At 74.2% G+C, this 20355-nt stretch carries 16 protein-coding genes and 1 pseudogene; 13 read left to right on the top strand and 4 right to left on the bottom strand.

Annotated elements, in window-relative coordinates; genetic code table 11:
* Window positions 1-443: 443 nt before the first annotated feature.
* Window positions 444-1526: pseudogene (locus ACIP4P_RS30165) on the top strand (hypothetical protein); the annotation flags it as partial.
* A 273-nt stretch (window positions 1527-1799) separates the two neighbouring features.
* A complete protein-coding gene (locus ACIP4P_RS30160) occupies window positions 1800-2693 on the top strand; it encodes a tetratricopeptide repeat protein (protein ID WP_400923837.1) in 894 nt (297 codons plus the stop codon).
* A 77-nt stretch (window positions 2694-2770) separates the two neighbouring features.
* On the opposite strand, the gene ACIP4P_RS30155 is transcribed toward ACIP4P_RS30160, so the two are convergent.
* Window positions 2771-4141: a DUF1015 family protein gene (locus ACIP4P_RS30155; protein WP_400923823.1), complete on the bottom strand. Its 1371-nt coding sequence runs from the start codon at window positions 4139-4141 to the stop codon at window positions 2771-2773.
* 93 nt (window positions 4142-4234) lie between these two features.
* On the opposite strand from ACIP4P_RS30155, the gene ACIP4P_RS30150 reads away from it, so the two are divergent.
* Together ACIP4P_RS30150 and ACIP4P_RS30145 are read left to right on the top strand one after the other, a co-directional pair.
* Window positions 4235-4819 (top strand): tetratricopeptide repeat protein, encoded by a 585-nt coding sequence (locus tag ACIP4P_RS30150; protein ID WP_400923821.1) that lies wholly within the window; start codon window positions 4235-4237, stop codon window positions 4817-4819.
* 53 nt (window positions 4820-4872) lie between these two features.
* Window positions 4873-5910 carry an HAD-IIA family hydrolase gene (locus ACIP4P_RS30145; protein WP_400923819.1) on the top strand — a complete coding sequence of 346 codons (1038 nt, stop codon included), beginning with the start codon at window positions 4873-4875 and terminating at the stop codon, window positions 5908-5910.
* Window positions 5911-6034: 124 nt separating this feature from the next.
* Here ACIP4P_RS30145 and ACIP4P_RS30140 read toward each other — a convergent pair whose 3' ends face one another.
* Window positions 6035-6382, bottom strand: coding sequence for an SCP2 sterol-binding domain-containing protein (locus ACIP4P_RS30140; protein WP_350516317.1), 348 nt, complete (start codon window positions 6380-6382; stop codon window positions 6035-6037).
* A gap of 157 nt (window positions 6383-6539) precedes the next feature.
* Here ACIP4P_RS30140 and ACIP4P_RS30135 point away from each other — a divergent pair, with 157 nt between their 5' ends.
* The 4 genes from ACIP4P_RS30135 to ACIP4P_RS30120 all read left to right on the top strand — a co-directional run bounded on the left by ACIP4P_RS30135 (window position 6540) and on the right by ACIP4P_RS30120 (window position 9487).
* On the top strand, window positions 6540-7430 hold the full coding sequence (locus ACIP4P_RS30135; protein WP_400923816.1) for a hypothetical protein: 891 nt from the start codon (window positions 6540-6542) through the stop codon (window positions 7428-7430).
* Window positions 7414-7644 (top strand): hypothetical protein, encoded by a 231-nt coding sequence (locus tag ACIP4P_RS30130; protein ID WP_400923814.1) that lies wholly within the window; start codon window positions 7414-7416, stop codon window positions 7642-7644. Before ACIP4P_RS30135 ends, ACIP4P_RS30130 begins: the two co-directional genes overlap by 17 nt.
* Before the next feature lie 36 nt (window positions 7645-7680).
* Complete coding sequence (locus ACIP4P_RS30125; protein WP_350516329.1) at window positions 7681-8487, top strand: TlyA family RNA methyltransferase; 807 nt, start codon at window positions 7681-7683, stop codon at window positions 8485-8487.
* Between the two features lie 91 nt (window positions 8488-8578).
* Window positions 8579-9487 (top strand): NAD kinase, encoded by a 909-nt coding sequence (locus ACIP4P_RS30120; protein ID WP_350516314.1) that lies wholly within the window; start codon window positions 8579-8581, stop codon window positions 9485-9487.
* A 33-nt stretch (window positions 9488-9520) separates the two neighbouring features.
* On the opposite strand, the gene ACIP4P_RS30115 is transcribed toward ACIP4P_RS30120, so the two are convergent.
* Complete coding sequence (locus ACIP4P_RS30115; RefSeq protein ID WP_400923811.1) at window positions 9521-11020, bottom strand: PLP-dependent aminotransferase family protein; 1500 nt, start codon at window positions 11018-11020, stop codon at window positions 9521-9523.
* 291 nt (window positions 11021-11311) lie between these two features.
* On the opposite strand from ACIP4P_RS30115, the gene ACIP4P_RS30110 reads away from it, so the two are divergent.
* From ACIP4P_RS30110 to ACIP4P_RS30100, 3 genes are all read left to right on the top strand, one after another.
* Window positions 11312-11944: a YitT family protein gene (locus ACIP4P_RS30110; protein WP_400923834.1), complete on the top strand. Its 633-nt coding sequence runs from the start codon at window positions 11312-11314 to the stop codon at window positions 11942-11944.
* Between the two features lie 88 nt (window positions 11945-12032).
* The gene (recN, locus tag ACIP4P_RS30105; protein WP_350516327.1) at window positions 12033-13766 is read left to right on the top strand and encodes a DNA repair protein RecN; all 1734 of its coding nucleotides are present in this window, start codon (window positions 12033-12035) and stop codon (window positions 13764-13766) included.
* Between the two features lie 168 nt (window positions 13767-13934).
* A complete protein-coding gene (locus ACIP4P_RS30100) occupies window positions 13935-15113 on the top strand; it encodes a glycosyltransferase family 4 protein (protein ID WP_400923809.1) in 1179 nt (392 codons plus the stop codon).
* Window positions 15114-15173: 60 nt separating this feature from the next.
* On the opposite strand, the gene ACIP4P_RS30095 is transcribed toward ACIP4P_RS30100, so the two are convergent.
* Window positions 15174-17168, bottom strand: a complete 1995-nt coding sequence (locus tag ACIP4P_RS30095) for a glycoside hydrolase family 15 protein (protein WP_400923807.1) — start codon at window positions 17166-17168, stop codon at window positions 15174-15176.
* A 720-nt stretch (window positions 17169-17888) separates the two neighbouring features.
* On the opposite strand from ACIP4P_RS30095, the gene ACIP4P_RS30090 reads away from it, so the two are divergent.
* Together ACIP4P_RS30090 and ACIP4P_RS30085 are read left to right on the top strand one after the other, a co-directional pair.
* On the top strand, window positions 17889-19568 hold the full coding sequence (locus tag ACIP4P_RS30090; protein WP_400923805.1) for a CTP synthase: 1680 nt from the start codon (window positions 17889-17891) through the stop codon (window positions 19566-19568).
* Window positions 19569-19674: 106 nt separating this feature from the next.
* Entirely contained in the window at window positions 19675-20322 is a 648-nt protein-coding gene (locus ACIP4P_RS30085) for an NUDIX domain-containing protein (RefSeq protein ID WP_400923803.1), read from the top strand.
* The last annotated feature ends 33 nt before the right edge of the window (window positions 20323-20355 follow it).

The raw sequence follows: 20355 nt of genomic DNA, 5'->3' as shown, positions 1-20355 counted from the left end.
ACGCCGGTTAACTTACCCACCCCGTAAGATACCCCACACTCCGCGGATGGTACTGCAGGGGGGACCCTGTGGGAGAGTAGGACGCCGCCGAACAATTATTCAAGGCCGCGGCCCCAGCGATTCGCGGGGGCCGCGGCCTTTTTGTGTTTTGCGAACTTGTACGAGGCCGGCAGGCCGGGACTTCCGCCCAGGCGCGGACGCTTCCGACATGCCGGACAATGGAGATGGTGCGCGGCCAGGAGGCCGGCGCCGATACCGCGTGACGGCACTGGTGTTGCTCGGTCCGCGGTGGAGCTGAAGCAGCAGAAGGAGTCACCAGGATGTCGAACCAGCCCGAGGGCCGTCCCGAGCGTCGATCGGACGACGGCCGAGGCTACGAGCCCCGGTCCCGTGGGGGCTGGTCCAACGACCGTGGCGGTTCCCGTCGTGACGATCGTGATGACCGTCCGCGTCGTGACGACCGTCCGTCCTACCGCGACCGTGACGACCGTGGCGGTGACCGCGGTGGTTTCCGTCGCGATGACCGTCCGCAGGGTGGTGGCTTCCGTCGGGACGACCGTCCCTCCGGTGGCTTCAACCGTGACGACCGCGGTGGCGACCGTGGCGGCTTCCGCCGTGACGACCGTGGCGGCGAGCGCGGTGGTTTCCGTCGCGATGACCGTCCGCAGGGTGGTGGCTTCCGTCGGGACGACCGTCCCTCCGGCGGGTTCAACCGCGACCGTGACGACCGTGGTGGCGACCGCGGTGGTTTCCGCCGTGACGACCGCCCGCAGGGCGGGTTCAACCGCGACCGCGACGACCGTGGCGGCTTCCGTCGCGATGACCGTCCGCAGGGTGGTGGCTTCCGTCGGGACGACCGTCCCTCCGGTGGCTTCAACCGCGATGACCGCGGTGGCGACCGTGGCGGCTTCCGCCGTGACGACCGTCCGCAGGGTGGCGGTTTCCGTCGGGACGACCGTCCCTCCGGCGGGTTCAACCGCGACCGTGACGACCGTGGCGGCTTCCGTCGCGACGACCGTCCGCAGGGCGGGTTCAACCGCGACCGCGACGACCGTGGCGGCTTCCGCCGTGACGACCGTCCGCAGGGTGGTGGCTTCCGTCGGGACGACCGTCCCTCCGGCGGCTTCAACCGCGATGACCGCGGTGGCGACCGTGGCGGCTTCCGCCGTGACGACCGCCCGCAGGGTGGCGGTTTCCGTCGGGACGACCGTCCCACCGGTGGCTTCAACCGTGACGACCGCGGTGGCGACCGCGGTGGCTTCCGCCGTGACGACCGTCCGCAGGGCGGGTTCAACCGCGACCGCGATGACCGCGGTGGCGACCGTGGCGGCTTCCGTCGCGATGACCGTCCGCAGGGTGGCGGTTTCCGTCGGGACGACCGTCCCTCCGGCGGCTTCAACCGCGACCGTGACGACCGCGGTGGCGACCGTGGCGGCTTCCGCCGCGATGACCGCCCGCAGGGCTTCAACCGCGACCGCGATGACCGCGGTGGCGACCGCGGTGGCTTCCGCCGTGACGACCGTCCCTCCGGCGGCTTCAACCGCGACCGCGGCGACCGCGGTGGCGACCGTGGCGGCTTCCGCCGCGATGACCGTCCGCAGGGCGGTGGCTTCCGCCGTGACGACCGTGGCGGCGAGCGCGGTGGCTTCCGTCGCGACGACCGTCCGTCGTACCGCGACCGTGACGACCGCGGCGGCGACCGTGGCCGTCGGGACTACGACGACCGCCGTGGCAACTACGAGCCCGTCAAGCGCCTGCCGATCCCGGAGGACGTCACCGGCTTCGAGCTGGACGCGGACGTGCGCCAGGAGCTCAAGAGCCTGCCCAAGACCCTCGCGGACGACGTCGCCCGCAACCTGGTGATGGTGGCCCGACTGCTCGACACCGAGCCGGAGGAGGCCTACCACTACTCGCGTGTCGCGCTGCGGCTGGCCTCCCGCGTGGCCGCCGTCCGCGAGGCGGCCGGCTTCGCCTCGTACATCACGCAGCGCTACTCCGAGGCGCTGACCGAGTTCCGTGCCGCCCGTCGGATGACCGGCCGTGCGGACCTGTGGCCCGTGATGGCCGACTGCGAGCGCGGTCTGGGCCGCCCGGAGCGGGCGCTGGCGATGGCCGGTGAGCCCGAGGTGAAGCAGCTGGACAAGGCCGGTCAGGTCGAGATGCGTCTGGTCGCGGCCGGTGCCCGTGGCGACATGGAGCAGTTCGACGCGGCCGTCGTCACCCTGCAGAGCCCGGAGCTGGCCTCCAGCGCCGTGCACCCGTGGACCGCGCGCCTGCGCTACGCCTACGCCGAGGCGCTGATCGCGGCCGGCCGTGGCGACGAGGCCCGTGACTGGTTCGCCAAGGCGGCCGAGGCCGACACCGACGGCACGACCAACGCCTCGGAGCGCCTGGCCGAGATCGACGGCGTGGAGTTCATCGACGTCCTCGACCCGGAGCTGGCCGAGGACGATGCCGAGCAGGACGAGGCCCCGGCGAAGAAGCGCGGCGCCGACAACTCCGAGGACCGCGTGATCTTCGAGGACGAGGAGGACGTCGAGGAGTACTACGACGAGGACGACCTCGAGATCGACGAGGAGTTCGACGGCGTGGTGCCCGAGCGTGCCGAGGCCCCCGAGGCCGGTCGCGCCGACGTGACCGAGAAGGCCGAGAAGGCCGACAAGGTCGAGGCCGAGGGCGACGCCCGCGGCTGAGCGTCCTGAAACGCCGTGAGGCCCTGCCGAACCCCTGAGGGGGTCTTCGGCAGGGCCTCACGGCGTCCGGGGCCCGACTACCCCAGCGGAAGGCTGCGCAGCACCAGACCGGTGGCCGGTTTCGGCCCGAACGAGGTGGACTTGCGCGGCATGGTGACGCCCTGTTCGGCCAGTCGGCGCACCACGCTCTCCCGGACCGGGTGCAGCAGGACGGCGGTGCCGCCGCTGCGGGCGGCCTCGCGCTCGGCGGCCACGGCGGTGTGCAGGTAGCCGATGTCGTCGGGGCCGTCGGGGACGTGCCAGGTGCGGTCCAGCAGGGTGGCGTGCAGCACGGTGGCGTCCAGGTGGCGCCACTCCTCGGGCCGGTCGTGCGGGACGGTCGCGTCCAGCAGGGCCTCGTCGGGCTCGCCGAGCAGCCAGAAGACGCCGTCGCCGCCGGTGAGGACGAAGCCGTTGCCGCCGTGCCGCTTCTGCTCGGCGAGGGCCTGGAGCGCGGCGGGCAGCGGGCCGGGGACCTCCTTGACCTTCCACTGGTCGCCGAGCTTCTCCAGCGCCTCGGCGACCGGCAGCCGGTACAGCACCCGGTGGATGGCCCGGACCCGCAGCGGGTAGCGGGCGGTGTCCACCAGCAGCACCATGCCGCGGTCCCACGGGCTGCGCGGCAGGTGGCGGTGTTCGCGCTGGAGCCGCAGGTACATCTCCCAGCGGTGGTGCCCGTCGGCGATCAGGGCCCGGCAGGTGGCCAGGTCGCGGCTGATCTCGGCGAGGTCGGCCGGGTCGGTGACGGCCCACAGCCGGTGGTGGGTGCCGTCGCTGGTGGCGGTGGAGAGCAGCGGCTCGGCCCGGACGGTCCGCTCGATGACGCCGGAGGCGCCGCCGTTGCCCCGGTAGGTGAGCAGCAGCGGTTCCAGGTTGGCCCGGGTGGTGCGCATCAGCCCGACCCGGTCGGCGACCGGCCGGGGCATCACGTCCTCGTGCGGGAGGACCACGCCGGCCTCGGGGCCGCTCACCGCGAGGGCGCCGATCAGCCCGCGCTGGAGCAGTTCGGGTGCGTCGGCGGTGCCGGGCACGCGCTGCTCGTAGACGTAGATCGCCGGCTCCGGGTCGGCGGCGAGGATGCCCTCGCGCTGCCAGGCGGTCAGCAGCCGGGCGGCGTGCCGGTACTTGGTGTCCCGGTCCGGGCGGTCGCCGGCGTCCTCGGGCTCGGGCCGGGGCAGGATCAGCCGGACCACGTTGTGCGGGTCGGCGGTCTCCAGGTCGAGCCGGCGTCCGGGGTCGACGACGTCGTAGGGCGGGGACATCACCGCGGCCAGTGCGCCGACCCGGTCGGGGACGTAGCGCAGGCCACGGAAGGGGGACAGGGACAGGCCTGCGGTGGCGACGTGTCCGGGATCACCGGGGCCGCCCACGGGAGTCTCGACTCCGTCTTCTGCACTGGGTGTGCTCATTCTGGGCATCGTAACCGGGTACGCGTTGTTGAGAGATCGGAATGCCCGTCCGAATATCGCCGGACGGGTGTGCGACCGAGGGCGAGGGACGGCATGGAGGACGGGCAGGAACGGCTGGACGGCGGTGCACCGGGTGGGCAGCTGCCCCCGGGGGCCGTCCCGGCCCAGGGGCGGCCCGGGGAGCCCACCGGGGACGTCTACGACTGGTTCCGCCGGGGTGCGCAGCTGCTCGCCCAGGGGCATCCGGCGGCGGCCGAACAACTGCTGGCCAGGGCGGCGGAGGCCGAGCCGCACTCGCGCAGCATCCGGGAGGCGCTGGCCCGGGCGCAGTTCGACGCCGGTTCGTACGCGGCGGCGCTGGAGAACTTCCGGGCCGTGGCGCTGGCCGACCCCTCGGACGACTACGCTCAGTTCGGGTGGGGCGTCGCGGCGGCCCGGCTGGGCGACTTCGAGACGTCCGCCGAACACCTGGCGCTGGCCGTGGCCATGCGGCCGGAGACCGACCACTACCGGGCGGCGCTGCGGCAGACCCGGGCGACCCTGGCGGCCCGGGCCGGGGCGTACGGCCCGCTGCTGCCGGGGGTGCCGGCCGGCCGGCAGGACCCGGACCGTGAACCGGGGACGGCCCTGCCGGGGCAGTGCGGGGGAGAGCCCGAGGGCGTCAACGACGACGTCTGAGCGGGCGGGCAAGGACGAGCAGACGGACCAGCAGTGAATGAGGTAGGGCACCCATGACCGACACGACCGCCCCCGCGCGACGGACCGCCCCCGGCGGCAGCGAGCGCCCGCTGACCGAGGCCTACGACACCGCACTGCTCGACCTGGACGGCGTGGTCTACGCCGGCCCGCACGCGATCGAGCACGCGGTGGACTCGCTGGCGGCGGCCCGTACCGCCGGGATGCGGCTCGCGTACGTGACCAACAACGCCTCCCGGCCGCCGCGGGTGGTCGCCGAGCACCTGACCGAGCTGGGCGTGCCCGCCGAGCCCGCGGACGTGATCAATTCGGCCCAGGCGGCCGCCCGGGTGGTCGCCGAGAAGGTGCCGGCCGGGGCGAAGGTGCTGGTCGTGGGCGGTCCGGGGCTGGAGGAGGCGCTGGCCGAGCGCGGGCTGGTCGCGGTCCGTTCGCTGGCCGAGGAGCCGCTCGCGGTGGTGCAGGGCTTCGACCCGTCGGTGGGCTGGCCGCAGCTGGCGGAGGCCGCGTACGCGGTGCGCGCCGGGCTGCCGTGGGTCGCCTCGAACACCGACATGACGGTTCCGACGGCGCGCGGCATCGCACCCGGCAACGGGACGCTGGTGGCGGCGGTGCGGGCGGCGGCCGGGGTGGAGCCGGAGGTGGCGGGGAAGCCGCTGCCGCCGATGCACCGGGAGACCGTGCTGCGGACCGGGGCCCGGCGGCCGCTGGTGGTCGGTGACCGGCTGGACACCGACATCGAGGGCGCGTTCAACGGCGGGGTGGACAGCCTGCTGGTGTTCACCGGCGTCACCACGCCGGCCCAGCTGCTGGCCGCGCCGGTCGAGCACCGGCCGACGTACCTGGCGGCCGATCTGCGCGGTCTGCTGGTCCCGCAGCCGGCGGTGACGGCGGTGGACGGCGGTTTCGGCTGCGGCGGCTGGACGGCCGTGGCGGAGGGCGGCGTGCTGCGGCTGGCCGGTGCCGGGGACCGCTGGGACGGCCTGCGGGCGCTGTGTGCGGCGGCCTGGACGGCGCTGGACGCGGACGGCGGCGCGGTGGACGGGCGGAAGGCGCTGGCCGAGCTCGGGTTCTGAGACGTCCGTCTCGGACGGACGTCCTGAGCGTCTGTCCTGGTCAGGCGTTCAGGACAGCCGTCCAGGACAGGCGTTCAGGACAGATGTTCAGGACAGCCGTCCGGAGCGGACGTGCGACCCGGCGTCAGAGCAGCGTGCGCAGCCGCATCAGGTCGCGGAAGCCGGCCTCCAGCCGGATCCGGCCGCCGGCCCAGGCGGCGGCGAAGTTGAGTCGGCCGCCGACCAGGGCGAGCAGGTCGTCGCTGGCCATGGTGAGCCGGATGGCCGCCTTCTCGGTGGGTTCGCCGGGGGTGGCGACGACGTCCTGGATCCGGCCGTCGCGCAGCTGTCCGGTGAAGGTCAGGTCGAGGTCGGTGATCCGGCAGCTGAGCGAGCGGTCGAGGGCGGCGGCCTTGCGGACGTCCCCGGTGGATTTCGCCATGTTCCGGCTGAGCTGCTCCAGTGCCTCGCGGCACTCCTCGGCGTTCGCCATGGCGCTCGCTCCATCCCCAGGTCACTACGGTGCGGACTGCCGGGCCACGGTACCTCAGGAGGGTTTTGGCGGTAGCGTCGTCAGTGGGGTGCCCGGATTCGCCCGGGTGCCGAGGGCCACGGAGCGAGGCGCGCGCAGGCGCGGAGGAGGCACCCGGATGCTGCCGAGGACGGTGCGGGGAGCGGTGGCGGCCGCCGCCGTGGTGGTCGAGGAGGTCGGCAAGCGGGTCGTCGACACGGCGGCCGCGATCCTGGAGAGGACCGGCGTCGACGTGGCCGAGGTCGAGCGTCGGCTGGGCGGGCAGTTCCCGCCGTCGGCGCAGACGCTGCAGACCCTGGCGGAGGAGGCGGTCACCGCCGGCCGGGCCGGGGTGGACCTGGCGGTCGGGGTGGCGCGCAACGAGGTGGAGAAGGCCTTCGAGAAGGTCGGCGACCAGGTGACCAAGGTCGGCGTGGTGCTGGCGTACCTGGAGAGCAAGCTGCGCGAGGTCGAGGAGGAGCCGGTCGTGGCGGGGTCCGCGGCGGAGCCGTACCCGGGGGAGGAGCCGGTGCCGGCGCCCCGGGCGGGTGACCTGTTCGGGCGCGGCTGGGAGTTCGAGGACGAGCGGGTGGCGGCCGAGCCGGTAGTGGCCGAGCGGGTGGAGGTGGACGAGCCGGTCGAGTTCGATCCGCCGGTGTCCCCGGTCTCCCCGGTACCGCCCGTGGCGGTGGTCGAGCCGGCCGTGAACGGGACGACGGCGAGGAAGAGCGCGCCGAGGAAGACCGCGCCGAAGAAGAGCGCGCCGAGGAAGAGCGTGCCGAAGAAGGCGGCCACCGACAAGGCGGGCACCGACAAGCCGGCCACCGAGAAGGCGACCGGCAAGAAGGCCGCCGCGAAGAAGACCACCGTCGCCAAGAAGTCGTCCGCGCGGAAGACCGCGCAGCGGAAGCCGAACGGTGCCGAGCCCACGGCGGCCGCCAAGCGCACCGCGACGAAGAAGACCACTGTCCGCAAGGCCACCAGCACCAGGGCCACCGCCACCGGGGAGCCCGATGTCCGGGACGAGTGAGCCGGGCCCGGCGCCGGCGGTGGAGCCGGTCGTGACCGTCGGGCGGGCCGAGCCGCTCGGCGTCGAACTGCTGCCCACCGGGCACCCGGAGGTGGACGCCGGGCTGGCTCGCCTGGAGGGTCTGGACGGGGTCCCGGCCGAAGCACACGTCGCGGTGTACGAAGATGTTCACCAGCGGCTCGCCGACACGCTGGCCGCGCTCGACCAGGAATGATCCGCAGGACCCGTAGGAGCTGAAACACCAGTGGCAGTGGCACGACGCCGACTCGACGCGGAGCTGGTCCGCCGCAAGCTGGCCCGGTCGCGTGAGCACGCGTCCGAGCTGATCGCAGCCGGCCGGGTGACGGTCGGCGGCACCACCGCGACCAAGCCGGCCACCCAGGTGGAGACCGCGGCGGCGGTCGTGGTGGCCAAGGACGACAACGACCCCGACTACGTCTCGCGCGGCGGGCACAAGCTCGCCGGGGCGTTCGCGGCCTTCGTGCCGCAGGGCCTGGTGGTCGAGGGCCGCCGGGCGCTGGACGCGGGCGCGTCCACTGGCGGGTTCACCGACGTGCTGCTGCGGTCCGGGGCCGCCCATGTGCTGGCGGTGGACGTCGGCTACGGGCAGCTCGCCTGGTCGCTGCAGAGCGACGAGCGGGTGACGGTGATGGACCGCACCAACGTGCGTGAGCTGACCCCGGAGGCGATCGGCGGCACCCTCGTCGACCTGGTGGTCGGCGACCTGTCGTTCATCTCGCTGGGCCTGGTGCTGCCGGCCCTGGCGGCCTGCGCGGCCGAGGACGCGGACCTGGTGCTGATGGTCAAGCCCCAGTTCGAGATCGGCAAGGAGCGCCTCGGCAGCGGCGGGGTGGTGCGCAGCCCGCAGCTGCGGGCCGAGATGGTGCGGCAGGTGGCCGGGCAGGCCTGGGAGCTCGGGCTGGGCGTGCGGGCGGTCACCGCGAGCCCGCTGCCGGGGCCGTCCGGGAACGTCGAGTACTTCCTCTGGATGCGCCGGGACGCCCCGCAGCTGGACCCCGCGGAGGCGGACCGGGCCGTGGCGGAAGGGCCCAGATAGGGTGCTCTGCGAGTGTCCGGCCCGTCATGCTGGACGGCGCGGACGCACCGGGCCAAGGGCGACCCGGCGGGCGTAGGGAGAGGGCAGCGGCATGAGCGATGAAGAACGTACGGTCTTCCTGATCGCGCACACCGGCCGGGAGACGGCGCTGCGCAGCGTCGAGAGCCTGGTGCACGGGCTGCTGAAGGCGGGGCTCCGGATCAGGCTGCTGGAGGCCGAGGCGGTGGACCTCGACCTGCCGGACGGGGTCGAGAAGGTGGCCGAGGGGCCCGGCGCGGCGGACGGCTGCGAGCTGATCCTGGTCGCCGGCGGCGACGGGACGCTGCTGCGCGGCGCGGAGCTGGCGCGCTCGCACGGGCTGCCGATGCTGGGGATCAACCTCGGCCGGGTCGGCTTCCTCGCCGAGGCCGAGCGGGACGACCTGGCCGTGGTGGTCGAGCGGGTGGTGGACGCCGACTACGAGGTCGAGGAGCGGATGACGATCGACGTCATCGTCCGGACCAACGGCGATGTGGTGCACCAGGACTGGGCGTTGAACGAGGCGTCGATCGAGAAGGCCTCCCGGGAACGGATGCTGGAGGTGGTGACCGAGGTGGACGGCCGTCCGGTCTCCAACTTCGGCTGCGACGGGGTGGTCTGCGCGACGCCGACCGGTTCGACCGCGTACGCCTTCTCGGGCGGTGGGCCGGTGGTGTGGCCGGAGGTGGAGGCGCTGTTGATGGTGCCGATCTCCGCGCACGCGCTGTTCGCCCGGCCGCTGGTGACCTCTCCGGACTCGGTGCTGGCCGTCGAGGTGCAGCCCAAGACCCCGCACGGGGTGCTCTGGTGCGACGGGCGGCGTTCGGTCGAACTGCCCGCCGGTGCACGGGTGGAGGTGCGCCGGGGGCAGACGCCGGTGCGGCTGGCGAGGCTGCACCGGGCGCCGTTCACCGACCGGCTGGTGGCCAAGTTCGCGCTCCCGGTGAAGGGTTGGCGCGGCCGCTCGAACACCGACTGCTGACGGTCCGTCAGGCGGTCCGTCGGTCGGGGCTGCTCAGACGGCCAGTGCCTGGCTCTCGTCGGCCGGGCCGAGCCGACCGCCCGCCGTCGCGCGGGCGGCCAGCTCGGCCAGCCGCTCGACGGCGGCGGGGACGGCCGCGGCGGGCACCGTGAGCGGTATCCGGATGTGGTGCTCGAAGGCGCCGTCCGAGCCGAACCGGTTGCCCGCGGCGATCCGGATCCCGGCGGGCTCCCCGGCCCGGGCCAGCGCCGCACCGGACAGTCCGCCGGTGGCGACCCAGAGCGCGAGGCCGCCGGGCGGCAGGGTGACCTGCCAGTCGGGCAGCCGTTGCGGTAGTGCGGCGGCGAAGGCGTGCGCGCAGGCCCGCAGTCGGTCCAGCTGGTGGGTGCGGACGGCCGGCAGCGGCTCGCCCAGCAGCTCGGCGGCGATCAGCTGGTCGAGCACCGGCGTGCCGACGTCGCTGTAGACCCGCTCGGTGGCCAGCCGCCGGACCAGCGCGGGCGCGGCCCGCACCCAGCCGATCCGCAGTCCGCCCCAGAACAGCTTGCCGGCCGAGCCGACCGTGACCACCTGGGCGGCCCGGTCCAGCGCCGCCACCGGGCGCGGCAGCGGCGTGGACTCCGGTACGCCCCAGCCGAGTTCGGCCGTGGTCTCGTCCACCACCAGGACGCTCCCGACGGCCCGGGCGGCGGCCAGCAGCCGGCGGCGCTGCTCCTCGTCGATCAGCGCGCCGGTCGGGTTGTGGAAGTCCGGGATGACGTACGCGACCTTGGGGGCGGCCCCGCGCAGCACCCGCTGCCACTCCTCCAGGTCCCAGACGGGCTGCGGGGCGTACGTGTACGGGACGGGCACCAGGCGGGCCCCGGTGAGGCGCAGTGCCTGGAGCGTGTGGGCGTAGCTGGGGGCCTCGACGGCGACCCGGTCGCCGCGGCCGACCAGCACCCGCTGGACCAGGTGGAGCCCGCCCATCGCGCCGGTGGTGATCAGGATCTGGTCGGGGGTGGTGGGCAGTCCGCGCTCGGTGTAGCGGCGGGCGACGGCCTCGCGCAGCACCGGGACGCCGGTGGGGTAGTGGCCGTGGCCGGCGGCGTAGTGCGGCAGCAGTTCGACGGCCCGGGCGGCGGCCCGGCCGAGCCAGGGCTGCGGGGCGGGCAGGGCGGCGACGCCGAGGTCCAGGATCCGGCCCTGTTCGTCCGGCGGGACGGGGTGCAGCGCGTCGCCCGGCGGCTGGGCGCCCTCGGGCAGCGCGGTCCAGCTGCCGGCGCCGCGGCGGCTGAGCAGGTAGCCGTCGCCGCGCAGGGTCTCGTAGGCGGTGGCGACGGTGGTGCGGCTGAGGTCCAGGGTGGTGGCGAGTTCGCGTTCGGCGGGGAGCCGGGCGCCGACCGGCAGGCGGCCCTCGGTGACCAGCAGCCGGATCTGCCCGGCCAGGGTGCGGTAGGCGGGCCGGCGGGTGGTGGCCGGTTCGGGGAGCCGGGCGGTGGCGAGCAGCCGGGCCAGTGCGGGCGGGGTGACGGTGGTGTGCCAGTCGGCCATGGCGCTGATGCGCCCTCCTCGCTTCGCTCGGCAGGCGCTTCGCGCAACCCGCACTTCCTTGACGGTGAGCTCGCTTCGCTCACTCAGCAGTCCACTTGCTCGGGATTGGCCCTGTCGGGGGCTCCATTGGCCCGCTCATCATGACAGTGCGGCCGTCGAGTCCGCCACCGCCGGGTCCGATCCAGCGGTGCAGCACCACCCGCAGGAGCACCAGTGGCCACCACGACCGCACCCACGACCGCCGCCGTCCCGTCCGCCGCCGGGCCCTCCGCCGTCGGGCCCCGGCCCGGCCTGGCCGTCCGGATCCTCGGCGACACCCACGCGCTGGGCCGCCGGCTCCCGCAGCTCGCCGTCGGCCTCGCCCTGTACGGGGCGAGCATGGCGCTGATGCTCCGCTCCGGCCTCGGCCTGGACCCCTGGGACGTCTTCCACCAGGGCCTGCAGCGGGTGTTCGGCCTCAGCGTGGGCGCCTGGGTGACCGTCTGCGGCGCCCTGGTCCTGCTGCTGTGGATCCCGCTGCGCCAGCGCCCCGGGGTCGGCACCGTCGCCAATGTGCTGGTGATCGGCGCGGCGATGGACCTCACCCTGCGGCTGGTCGACGGCCCGCACGGCCCGGTCGCGCGGATCGCGCTGATGGCCGCCGCGGTGCTGCTCAACGGTCTGGCCACCGGCCTCTACATCGGTGCCCGGCTCGGCCCCGGCCCGCGCGACGGCCTGATGACCGCCCTGCACCGGCGCACCGGGCGCTCGCTGCGGTTGATCCGCACCGGGATCGAGGTCACCGTACTGGCGGTCGGATTCGTGCTCGGCGGCACCGCCGGGGTCGGCACGGTGGTGTACGCGCTGGTCATCGGCCCGCTGGTACAGCTCTTCCTGCCCTGGTTCACCGTGCCCACCGCCGCCCAAACCTCCCGGAACGGATGAACTTGACGGCATCGAGTTGCCGCGCGCCGTTGCCGCTCGTCGCGCTCCGGGGGCGGAACCTCGTAAGGTCGTCTCCGTGTTGGACGAGATGCGGATACGGGATCTTGGGGTCATCGACGACGCGGTGGTCGAGCTCGCCCCCGGCTTCACCGCCGTGACCGGGGAGACCGGCGCCGGCAAGACCATGGTGGTGACCAGCCTCGGCCTGCTGCTCGGCGGACGCGCCGACCCCGGCCTGGTGCGCCACGGCGCCGGACGCGCCGTGGTGGAGGGCCGGCTGGAACTGCCCGCGGACTCCCCGGTGGCGGCCCGCGCGGCCGAGGCCGGGGCGGAACTGGACGACGGCGCCCTGCTGGTCAGCCGGACCGTCTCCGCCGAGGGCCGGTCCCGGGCGTACGTCGGCGGGCGGGCCGTCCCGGTCGGGCTGCTCACCGAGCTCGGCGAGGACCTGATCGCCGTGCACGGCCAGACCGACCAGCAGCGGCTGCTGCGCCCGGCCCGCCAGCGCGGCGCGCTGGACCGCTACGCGGGCGAGGCGGTGGCCGAGCCGCTGGCCCGCTACCGGGAGACCTACCGCGCCCTGCGCGAGGTCGCGGCCACCCTGGAGGAGCTGACCACCCGGGCCCGCGAGCGCGCCCAGGAGGCCGACCTGCTGCGCTTCGGCCTGGACGAGATCGCCGCCGCCGAGCCGGTGGCCGGGGAGGACGTCGAGCTGGCCGCCGAGGCCGAGCGGCTCGGGCACGCCGACGCGCTGTCCTCCGCGGCGACCCTCGCCCACGCGGCGCTGGCCGGCGACCCGGCCGACCCGGAGGCGCTGGACGCGGGCACCCTGCTCGCCCAGTCCCGGCGCGCCCTGGACGCGGTGCGCCACCACGACGAGCGCCTCGCCGCGCTCGCCGACCGGCTGAACGAGGTCGGCTACCTGCTGGCCGACGTCGCCGGGGACCTGGCCGGCTACGCCGACGACCTGGACGCCGACCCGGTCCGGCTGGCCGCCGTCGAGGACCGCCGGGCCGTGCTGGCCCAGCTGCTGCGCAAGTACGGCGGCGGGGAGAACACCCTCGCCGAGGTGATCGCCTGGGCCGAGGCCGGCTCCGCCCGGCTCGCCGAACTCGACGGCGACGACGACCGGATCGACCAGCTCGGCGCCCAGGAGACCGAACTGCGGGCCGAGTTGGCCGAGCTGGCGGCCGAGGTCTCGGCCGCCCGGCAGGCCGCCGCCGGGCGCTTCGCCGAGGCCGTCTCCGCCGAGCTCGCCGAACTCGCCATGCCGCACGCCCGGGTGACCTTCGCGATCAGCCGGGTCGACGACCTGGCCGGCATCGAGCTGGACGGCCGCACCGTCGGGTACGGGCCGCACGGCGTGGACGAGGTCGAGGTGCTGCTCGCCCCGCACCCGGGCGCCCAGCCGCGCCCGATCGCCAAGGGCGCCTCGGGCGGTGAGCTGTCCCGGGTGATGCTCGCCGTCGAGGTGGTCTTCGCGGGCGCCGACCCCGTCCCCACCTACCTGTTCGACGAGGTGGACGCGGGCGTCGGCGGCAAGGCCGCGGTCGAGATCGGTCGCCGACTGGCCAAACTGGCGGAATCCGCCCAGGTCGTGGTGGTCACCCACCTTCCGCAGGTCGCCGCGTTCGCGGACCGGCACCTGGTGGTGGAGAAGACCAACGACGGCACCGTGACCCGCTCGGGCGTCAAGGTGTTGAACGACGAGGAGCGGGTGCGCGAACTCTCCCGGATGCTGGCCGGCCTGGAGGACTCGGAGCTGGGCCGCGCCCACGCCGAGGAGCTGCTGGCCGCCGCCCGGGCCCCCCGCCACCGGTAGTCGGAACCGGCGGCCCTCCCCGGCAGGACGGCGACGCGCCCCCGTGGCGCCGACTGTCCAAGAGGGCCGCCGACCTGGCATGGTGGCCGCTGGACACTGGCTTTCCAGTCCCGAGCGCCGCCCGGCGGGCAATCCTCGCGAAGCGGTGCGCGAACCCGATCGAGTCGGATGCGAGACGACGTGGACCATTCCGCCGCCCGGGCCACCGCGGCCACCCCGGAACCGGGGCAGCTGCACGTGGTGCTCGTCCTGGCCGCCAGCACCGGCGGCATCGGTGCGCACGTGCGTTCGCTGGCCCAGGGCCTGGTCGCGCACGGGGTGACCGTCACGGTCTGCGCGCCGGCGGGTACGGACGCGCTGTTCGGCTTCTCCCGGACGGGCGCGCGGTTCCACACCGTCGACATCACCCCCACCGCGGGCGCCCGCAGCGACGCCACCGCGATCGGCGAGCTGCGCCGGGCCTTCACCGGCGCCGACGTGGTGCACGCCCACGGGCTGCGCGCCGGGCTGCTGTCCGACCTCGCGCTGCGCACCGCCGGCCGCTTCCCGGGCCTGCGCCCGGAGACCCCGCTGGTGGTCACCTCGCACCACGCGCTGCTGGCCACCGGGATGGAGCGGCGGCTGCAGCGGCTGATGGAGCGCCGGGTGGCGCGCGCCGCCGACCTGGTCCTCGGCGCCTCCTCCGACCTGGTCGCCCGGGCCCGTGAACTGGGCGCCACCGACGCCCGGTTGGGCCCGGTGGCGGCCCCGCCGATGCCCGAGGGCCGACTCGACCGCGGCGCGGCGCGGGCCGCGCTGCTCGGCGACGGCCCGGACCGCCCGCTGGTGCTGGCGGTCGGCCGGCTCGTCCCGCAGAAGGCCTTCGGGCTGCTGCTGGACGCCACCGCCGAGCTGTCCGGGCTGGACCCGGAGCCGCTGCTGCTGCTCGCCGGGGACGGTCCGGAGGCGGGCCCGCTGCGCGAGCGGGTGGCCGCCGAGAAGCTGCCGGCGCTCCTGCTCGGCTACCGCACCGACGTGCCCGACCTGCTGGCCGCCGCCGACCTGGTGGTGGTCTCCAGCCGCTGGGAGGCCCGCTCGCTGGTGGTGCAGGAGGCGATGCGGGCCGGCGTGCCGGTGGTCGCCACCGCCGTCGGCGGCATCCCTGAACTGGTCGGTGACGCCGCCGTGCTTGTGCCCTCCGGCGATCCGGCGGCGATCGGCCGCGCGGTGCGCGGGCTGCTCGCCGACCCGGCCCGCCGGGAGCGGCTGGCGGCGGCCGGCCGGCAGCAGGCCGAGACCTGGCCGGACGAGGCCGCCACCGTCGCCCAGGTGCTCAGCACCTACGACGAGTTGGTGCAGCGCGGTTAGGGCCTGACCGGCGGATCTTGCCGGACAGGCCCAGGCCCGGGCCCCGTCCCGGACCCTCTCCTAGACCGTCGCGCGCTCGGCCCGGTCGGCGGCGGGGCCGTCCGGCTGGGCCGACAGGTAGGCGGCGCCGCAGGCGGTCAGCCGCAGGGCGGTGTCGATCAGCGGGACGTGGCTGAAGGCCTGCGGGAAGTTGCCGACCTGGCGCTTGAGCCGCGGGTCCCACTCCTCGGCGAGCAGGCCGAGGTCGTTGCGCAGCGACAGCAGCCGGTCGAACAGCTCGCGGGCCTCCTGCACCCGGCCGATCATGGCGAGGTCGTCGGCCAGCCAGAACGAGCAGGCCAGGAAGGCGCCCTCGTGGCCGGACAGGCCGTCGACGTTGTTGCCGGACTCGTCGTGGGTCGGGTAGCGCAGCACGAAGCCGTCCTCGGTGGACAGTTCGCGCTGGATCGCCTCGATGGTGCCGATCACCCGCTTGTCGTCCGGCGGGAGGAAGCCGACCTGGGGGATGAGCAGCAGCGAGGCGTCCAGTTCCTTGCCGCCGTAGTACTGGGTGAAGGTGTTGCGCTCCGGGTCGTAGCCCTTCTCGCAGACGTCCCGGTGGATGGTCTCGCGCAGTTCGCGCCAGCGCTCCAGGTGGCCGCCGGAGGGGGCGTCCTCGGGGGTCTGCTCCAGCAGCTTGATGGTGCGGTCGACGGCGACCCAGGCCATCACCTTGGAGTGGACGAAGTGCCGGCGCGGGCCGCGGACCTCCCAGATACCCTCGTCCGGGTTCTGCCAGTGGTCCTCCAGGTACTCGATCAGCCGCAGCTGGAGGTGGTGGGCGTGGTCGTTGCGGACCAGGCCGGTCATGTGGGCCAGGTGCAGGGCCTCCACCACCTCGCCGTAGACGTCGAGTTGGAGCTGTCCGGCGGCGCCGTTGCCGACCCGGACGGGCAGCGAGCCCTCGTAGCCGGGCAGCCAGTCCAGCGAGGACTCGGTGAGCTCGCGCTCGCCCGCGATGCCGTACATGATCTGCAGGTTCTCCGGGTCGCCGGCGACCGCGCGCAGCAGCCACTCGCGCCAGGCCTTGGCCTCCTCGCGGTAGCCGGTGCGCAGCAGCGAGGAGAGGGTGATCGCGGCGTCGCGCAGCCAGGTGTAGCGGTAGTCCCAGTTGCGCTCGCCGCCGATGTCCTCCGGCAGGGAGGTGGTGGGGGCGGCGACGATGCCGCCGGTGGGGGCGTAGGTGAGGCCCTTGAGGGTGATCAGCGAGCGGATCACGGCCTCCCGGTAGGGGCCCTGGTAGGTGCACTGGTCGGCCCAGTCGTGCCAGAAGTCGGCGGTGGCGTCGAGCATCGCCTCGGCGTCCGGGACGTCCGGGGGCTCCAGGTGGGAGGCCTGCCAGGTGAGGGCGAAGGCGATCCGCTCGCCGGCCCGGACGGTGAAGTCGGCGTAGGTGGTGAGGTCGCGCCCGTAGGTCTCGGCCTCGCCGTCCAGCCAGACCGAGTCGGGCCCGGCGACGGCGACGGTGCGGTGGCCGCCGTCGGCCTGCTCGACCCGGTGCACCCAGGGGACGACCCGGCCGTACGAGAAGCGCATCCGCAGTGCCGAGCGCATCCGGACGGTCCCGGCCACGCCCTCGACGATCCGGATCACCTGGGGGACGGCGTCCCGGCCGGCCAGCGGGCGCGGCGGCATGAAGTCGATCACCCGGACGGTCCCGCCCTGGGCGTCCCACTCCTGCTCCAGGATCAGTGAGTCGCCCCGGTAGCGGCGCCGGTCGGCGGGCAGGGCGGGTGCGGCGGCGGTGGGCGGGGGGACGCGCAGGTCGGCGGTGTCGGCGAGGCGGGGCCGGCCGGCCGTGGCGGGCTCGGCGGTGGGGGAGGGGACCTCGGTCGCGACGGCCTCGGCCGGGCCGATCCGCCAGAAGCCGTGTTCATCGGTGCCCAGCAGGCCGGCGAACACCGCCGGCGAGTCGAAGCGGGGGAGGCAGAGCCAGTCCACCGCCCCGTCCCTGCTGACCAGGGCAGCGGTCTGCATGTCCCCGATGAGTGCGTAGTCCTCGATACGGCCGGCCACGTGGATCTCCAGTTCGCAATGTGGTCAGGGCATCGGCGAACCAGGGAGCGAGCGGTCTGCGGGGCCGGAGGTTCACCCCGGGACGTCCGGCCCGCCGGGGGGTGGTGGCGGGCCTTGCTGGAGTGTCCGCGTGGGGCTCTGTCGAGCCCCTGGGGGTGGGTGGGGAGGAGCTGTTTGACGGGGAGGTCCGGTCGCGCATCGGGGACCGGGAGTGTCCTGACGCTCCCACGCCCTCCGCGTGCTCGTGCTGTCGCGATGCGTCCGTGCAGCTTACGACGGACGAAAGGGGCGAAGCACGCGGACGCAGCCCCGTGTGGCGCCGCAATTCGGCGGAAATGCCGTGCATCGCGGGGACGCGGCGCAGGATGGTCCGGAAGGATCAGCTCCGGGTGGCCGTATCGGAGGGGTCGGTATGGCCCGGTCGGAGTACCCGGGCTGACCCGGTCCGGTGGGTGGTGCGACCGGTGTGACGCGTGCGGCGCATGATGCGCCGGTGGTGCGCCCGGCGCACGCTCCCCGGAGTGCCCTGCGCGGCCCGAAAGGCATCCGGCTCCGGTCACTGTTACCCTGGTATCCCGTGGACCGGCGGGATAAAACGCCCCGGACCAGCCGAACCGACGACCCCACGAGTGCCGAGCACCTGCCGGCCTCCCGTCGCCCGGCGACCCGAGAGCCTCCCGCCCACGTCACCTTCGACACGCGACCCACGGGAGCCCCCTCTTGGCACAGCCCCATTCCGGCAAGGCAGCGAACGGCCGCGCCGTGACGACCAAGCACCTCTTCGTCACCGGGGGTGTCGCCTCTTCGCTCGGCAAGGGGTTGACCGCCTCCAGCCTCGGCGCGCTGCTCAAGGCCCGCGGCCTGCGCGTGACGATGCAGAAGCTCGACCCCTACCTCAACGTGGACCCGGGCACCATGAACCCGTTCCAGCACGGTGAGGTGTTCGTCACGGACGACGGCGCCGAGACCGACCTGGACATCGGTCACTACGAGCGTTTCCTCGACACCAACCTGCACGGCTCGGCGAACGTCACCACCGGCCAGGTGTACTCGACGGTCATCGCCAAGGAGCGCCGCGGCGAGTACCTGGGCGACACCGTCCAGGTCATCCCGCACATCACCAACGAGATCAAGTCCCGGATCCGCCGGATGGCGACCGAGGACGTCGACGTGGTGATCACCGAGGTCGGCGGGACCGTCGGCGACATCGAGTCGCTGCCGTTCCTGGAGGCCGTCCGCCAGGTCCGCCACGAGGTCGGCCGGGACAACGTCTTCTTCGTGCACGTCTCCCTGCTGCCGTACATCGGCCCCTCGGGCGAGCTCAAGACCAAGCCCACCCAGCACTCCGTCGCCGCGCTGCGCAACATCGGCATCCAGCCCGACGCCATCGTGCTGCGCGCCGACCGCGAGGTCCCGCAGGCGATCAAGCGCAAGATCTCGATGATGTGCGACGTGGACGAGGAGGCCGTGGTCGCGGCCATCGACGCCAAGTCGATCTACGACATCCCCAAGGTGCTGCACGGCGAGGGCCTGGACGCCTACGTGGTGCGCCGCCTGGACCTGCCGTTCCGCGACGTGGACTGGACCACCTGGGACGACCTGCTGCGCCGCGTGCACGAGCCGCAGCACATCGTCAAGGTCGCCCTGGTCGGCAAGTACATCGACCTGCCCGACGCCTACCTGTCGGTGACCGAGGCGCTGCGCGCCGGCGGCTTCGCCAACAACGCCCGGGTCGAGATCAAGTGGGTCACCTCGGACGACTGCGAGACCCCCGAGGGCGCCCAGGCGCAGCTCGGCGACGTCGACGCGATCTGCATCCCCGGCGGGTTCGGTGACCGCGGCGTGAACGGCAAGGTCGGCGCCATCACTTACGCCCGCGAGAACAAGGTCCCGCTGCTGGGCCTGTGCCTGGGCCTGCAGTGCGTGGTCATCGAGGCCGCCCGCAACCTGGCCGGCCTGCCCGAGGCCAACTCCACCGAGTTCGACGCCGCGGCCAAGCACCCGGTCGTCTCGACCATGGCCGAGCAGCTGGCGATCGTCGACGGCAAGGGCGACCTGGGCGGCACCATGCGCCTGGGCCTCTACCCGGCCAAGCTCGCCGAGGGCTCGATCGTCCGCGAGGTCTACAGCGGCGAGCAGTACGTCGAGGAGCGCCACCGCCACCGCTACGAGGTCAACAACGCCTACCGCGCGGACCTGGAGAAGACCGGCCTGCAGTTCTCCGGCCTCTCGCCCAAGGGCGACCTGGTCGAGTACGTCGAGTACCCGCGCGAGGTGCACCCGTACCTGGTGGCCACCCAGGCCCACCCGGAGCTGAAGTCCCGCCCGACCCGCCCGCACCCGCTGTTCGCGGGCCTGGTCAAGGCCGCGATCGAGATCAAGACGGCCGCGTCCGAGTAGTCCCTGCCTCCTCGGCCCGGCCCGTTCACCGGACGGCGGCTCCGCGATTCCCGCGGGGCCGCCGTTCGGCGTTAGATTGTGTCGTACTGACGAAAAGGGGAGAGCGATGGACGAGCAGAGCGACCTGGCGATCGCCGACGCGGCCGAGGAGTGGGAGGTCCGGAGCAGCACGACGCCGTTCCAGGGCAGGGTCACCGGCGTGCGCAGCGAGGAGGTCCGGATGCCCGACGGCAGCTGGGCCCGGCGCGACTACCAGACCCACCCCGGCTCGGTCTCGGTGCTCGCCCTGGACGACAAGCAGCGGGTGCTGGTGCTGCGGCAGTACCGCCACCCCGTCCGCCAGCGGCTCTGGGAGCTGCCGGCCGGCCTGCTGGACGTGCCGGGCGAGAACCCCTGGCACGCCGCGCAGCGCGAGCTCTACGAGGAGGCGCACTGCAAGGCCGACACCTGGCGGATCCTCGCCGACTACTACACCTCCCCGGGCGGCACCGACGAGGCGCTGCGGATGTTCCTGGCCACCGACCTCTCGGACGCCGGGCGCGAGCGCTACCTCGCGGAGGGGGAGGAGCAGGAGATCGAGGTTGCCTGGGTGCCGGTGCCCGAGCTGATCCGGCTGATCCACGCCGGGCGGCTGCACAACCCGACCCTGATCACCGGCACCCTCGCCGTGCACGCCGCGTTGACCTCCCCGGAGGGTCCGGAGGGGCTGCGCCGCCCGGACGCGCCGTGGCCGGCCCGTCCCTTCGAGGCGTGACCCGGTTGATTCCTTGGGGTGATTTGCCGGTTC

It is taken from the genome of Kitasatospora sp. NPDC089509 (assembly GCF_044749365.1).
Classification (GTDB): domain Bacteria; phylum Actinomycetota; class Actinomycetes; order Streptomycetales; family Streptomycetaceae; genus Kitasatospora.
The sequence above is the reverse complement of the archived record's forward strand: the minus strand, read 5'-3'. Positions and strand labels throughout refer to the sequence as shown.

What these genes read in the sequence shown, in the direction of transcription:
- ACIP4P_RS30155 (WP_400923823.1), bottom strand. Translation starts at nt 4,141, where the DNA reads ATGAGCACACCCAGTGCAGAAGACGGAGTCGAGACTCCCGTGGGCGGC.
- ACIP4P_RS30150 (WP_400923821.1), top strand. Translation starts at nt 4,235, where the DNA reads ATGGAGGACGGGCAGGAACGGCTGGACGGCGGTGCACCGGGTGGGCAG.
- ACIP4P_RS30145 (WP_400923819.1), top strand. Translation starts at nt 4,873, where the DNA reads ATGACCGACACGACCGCCCCCGCGCGACGGACCGCCCCCGGCGGCAGC.
- ACIP4P_RS30140 (WP_350516317.1), bottom strand. Translation starts at nt 6,382, where the DNA reads ATGGCGAACGCCGAGGAGTGCCGCGAGGCACTGGAGCAGCTCAGCCGG.
- ACIP4P_RS30135 (WP_400923816.1), top strand. Translation starts at nt 6,540, where the DNA reads ATGCTGCCGAGGACGGTGCGGGGAGCGGTGGCGGCCGCCGCCGTGGTG.
- ACIP4P_RS30130 (WP_400923814.1), top strand. Translation starts at nt 7,414, where the DNA reads ATGTCCGGGACGAGTGAGCCGGGCCCGGCGCCGGCGGTGGAGCCGGTC.
- ACIP4P_RS30120 (WP_350516314.1), top strand. Translation starts at nt 8,579, where the DNA reads ATGAGCGATGAAGAACGTACGGTCTTCCTGATCGCGCACACCGGCCGG.
- ACIP4P_RS30115 (WP_400923811.1), bottom strand. Translation starts at nt 11,020, where the DNA reads ATGGCCGACTGGCACACCACCGTCACCCCGCCCGCACTGGCCCGGCTG.
- recN (WP_350516327.1), top strand. Translation starts at nt 12,033, where the DNA reads ATGCGGATACGGGATCTTGGGGTCATCGACGACGCGGTGGTCGAGCTC.
- ACIP4P_RS30100 (WP_400923809.1), top strand. Translation starts at nt 13,935, where the DNA reads ATGCGAGACGACGTGGACCATTCCGCCGCCCGGGCCACCGCGGCCACC.
- ACIP4P_RS30085 (WP_400923803.1), top strand. Translation starts at nt 19,675, where the DNA reads ATGGACGAGCAGAGCGACCTGGCGATCGCCGACGCGGCCGAGGAGTGG.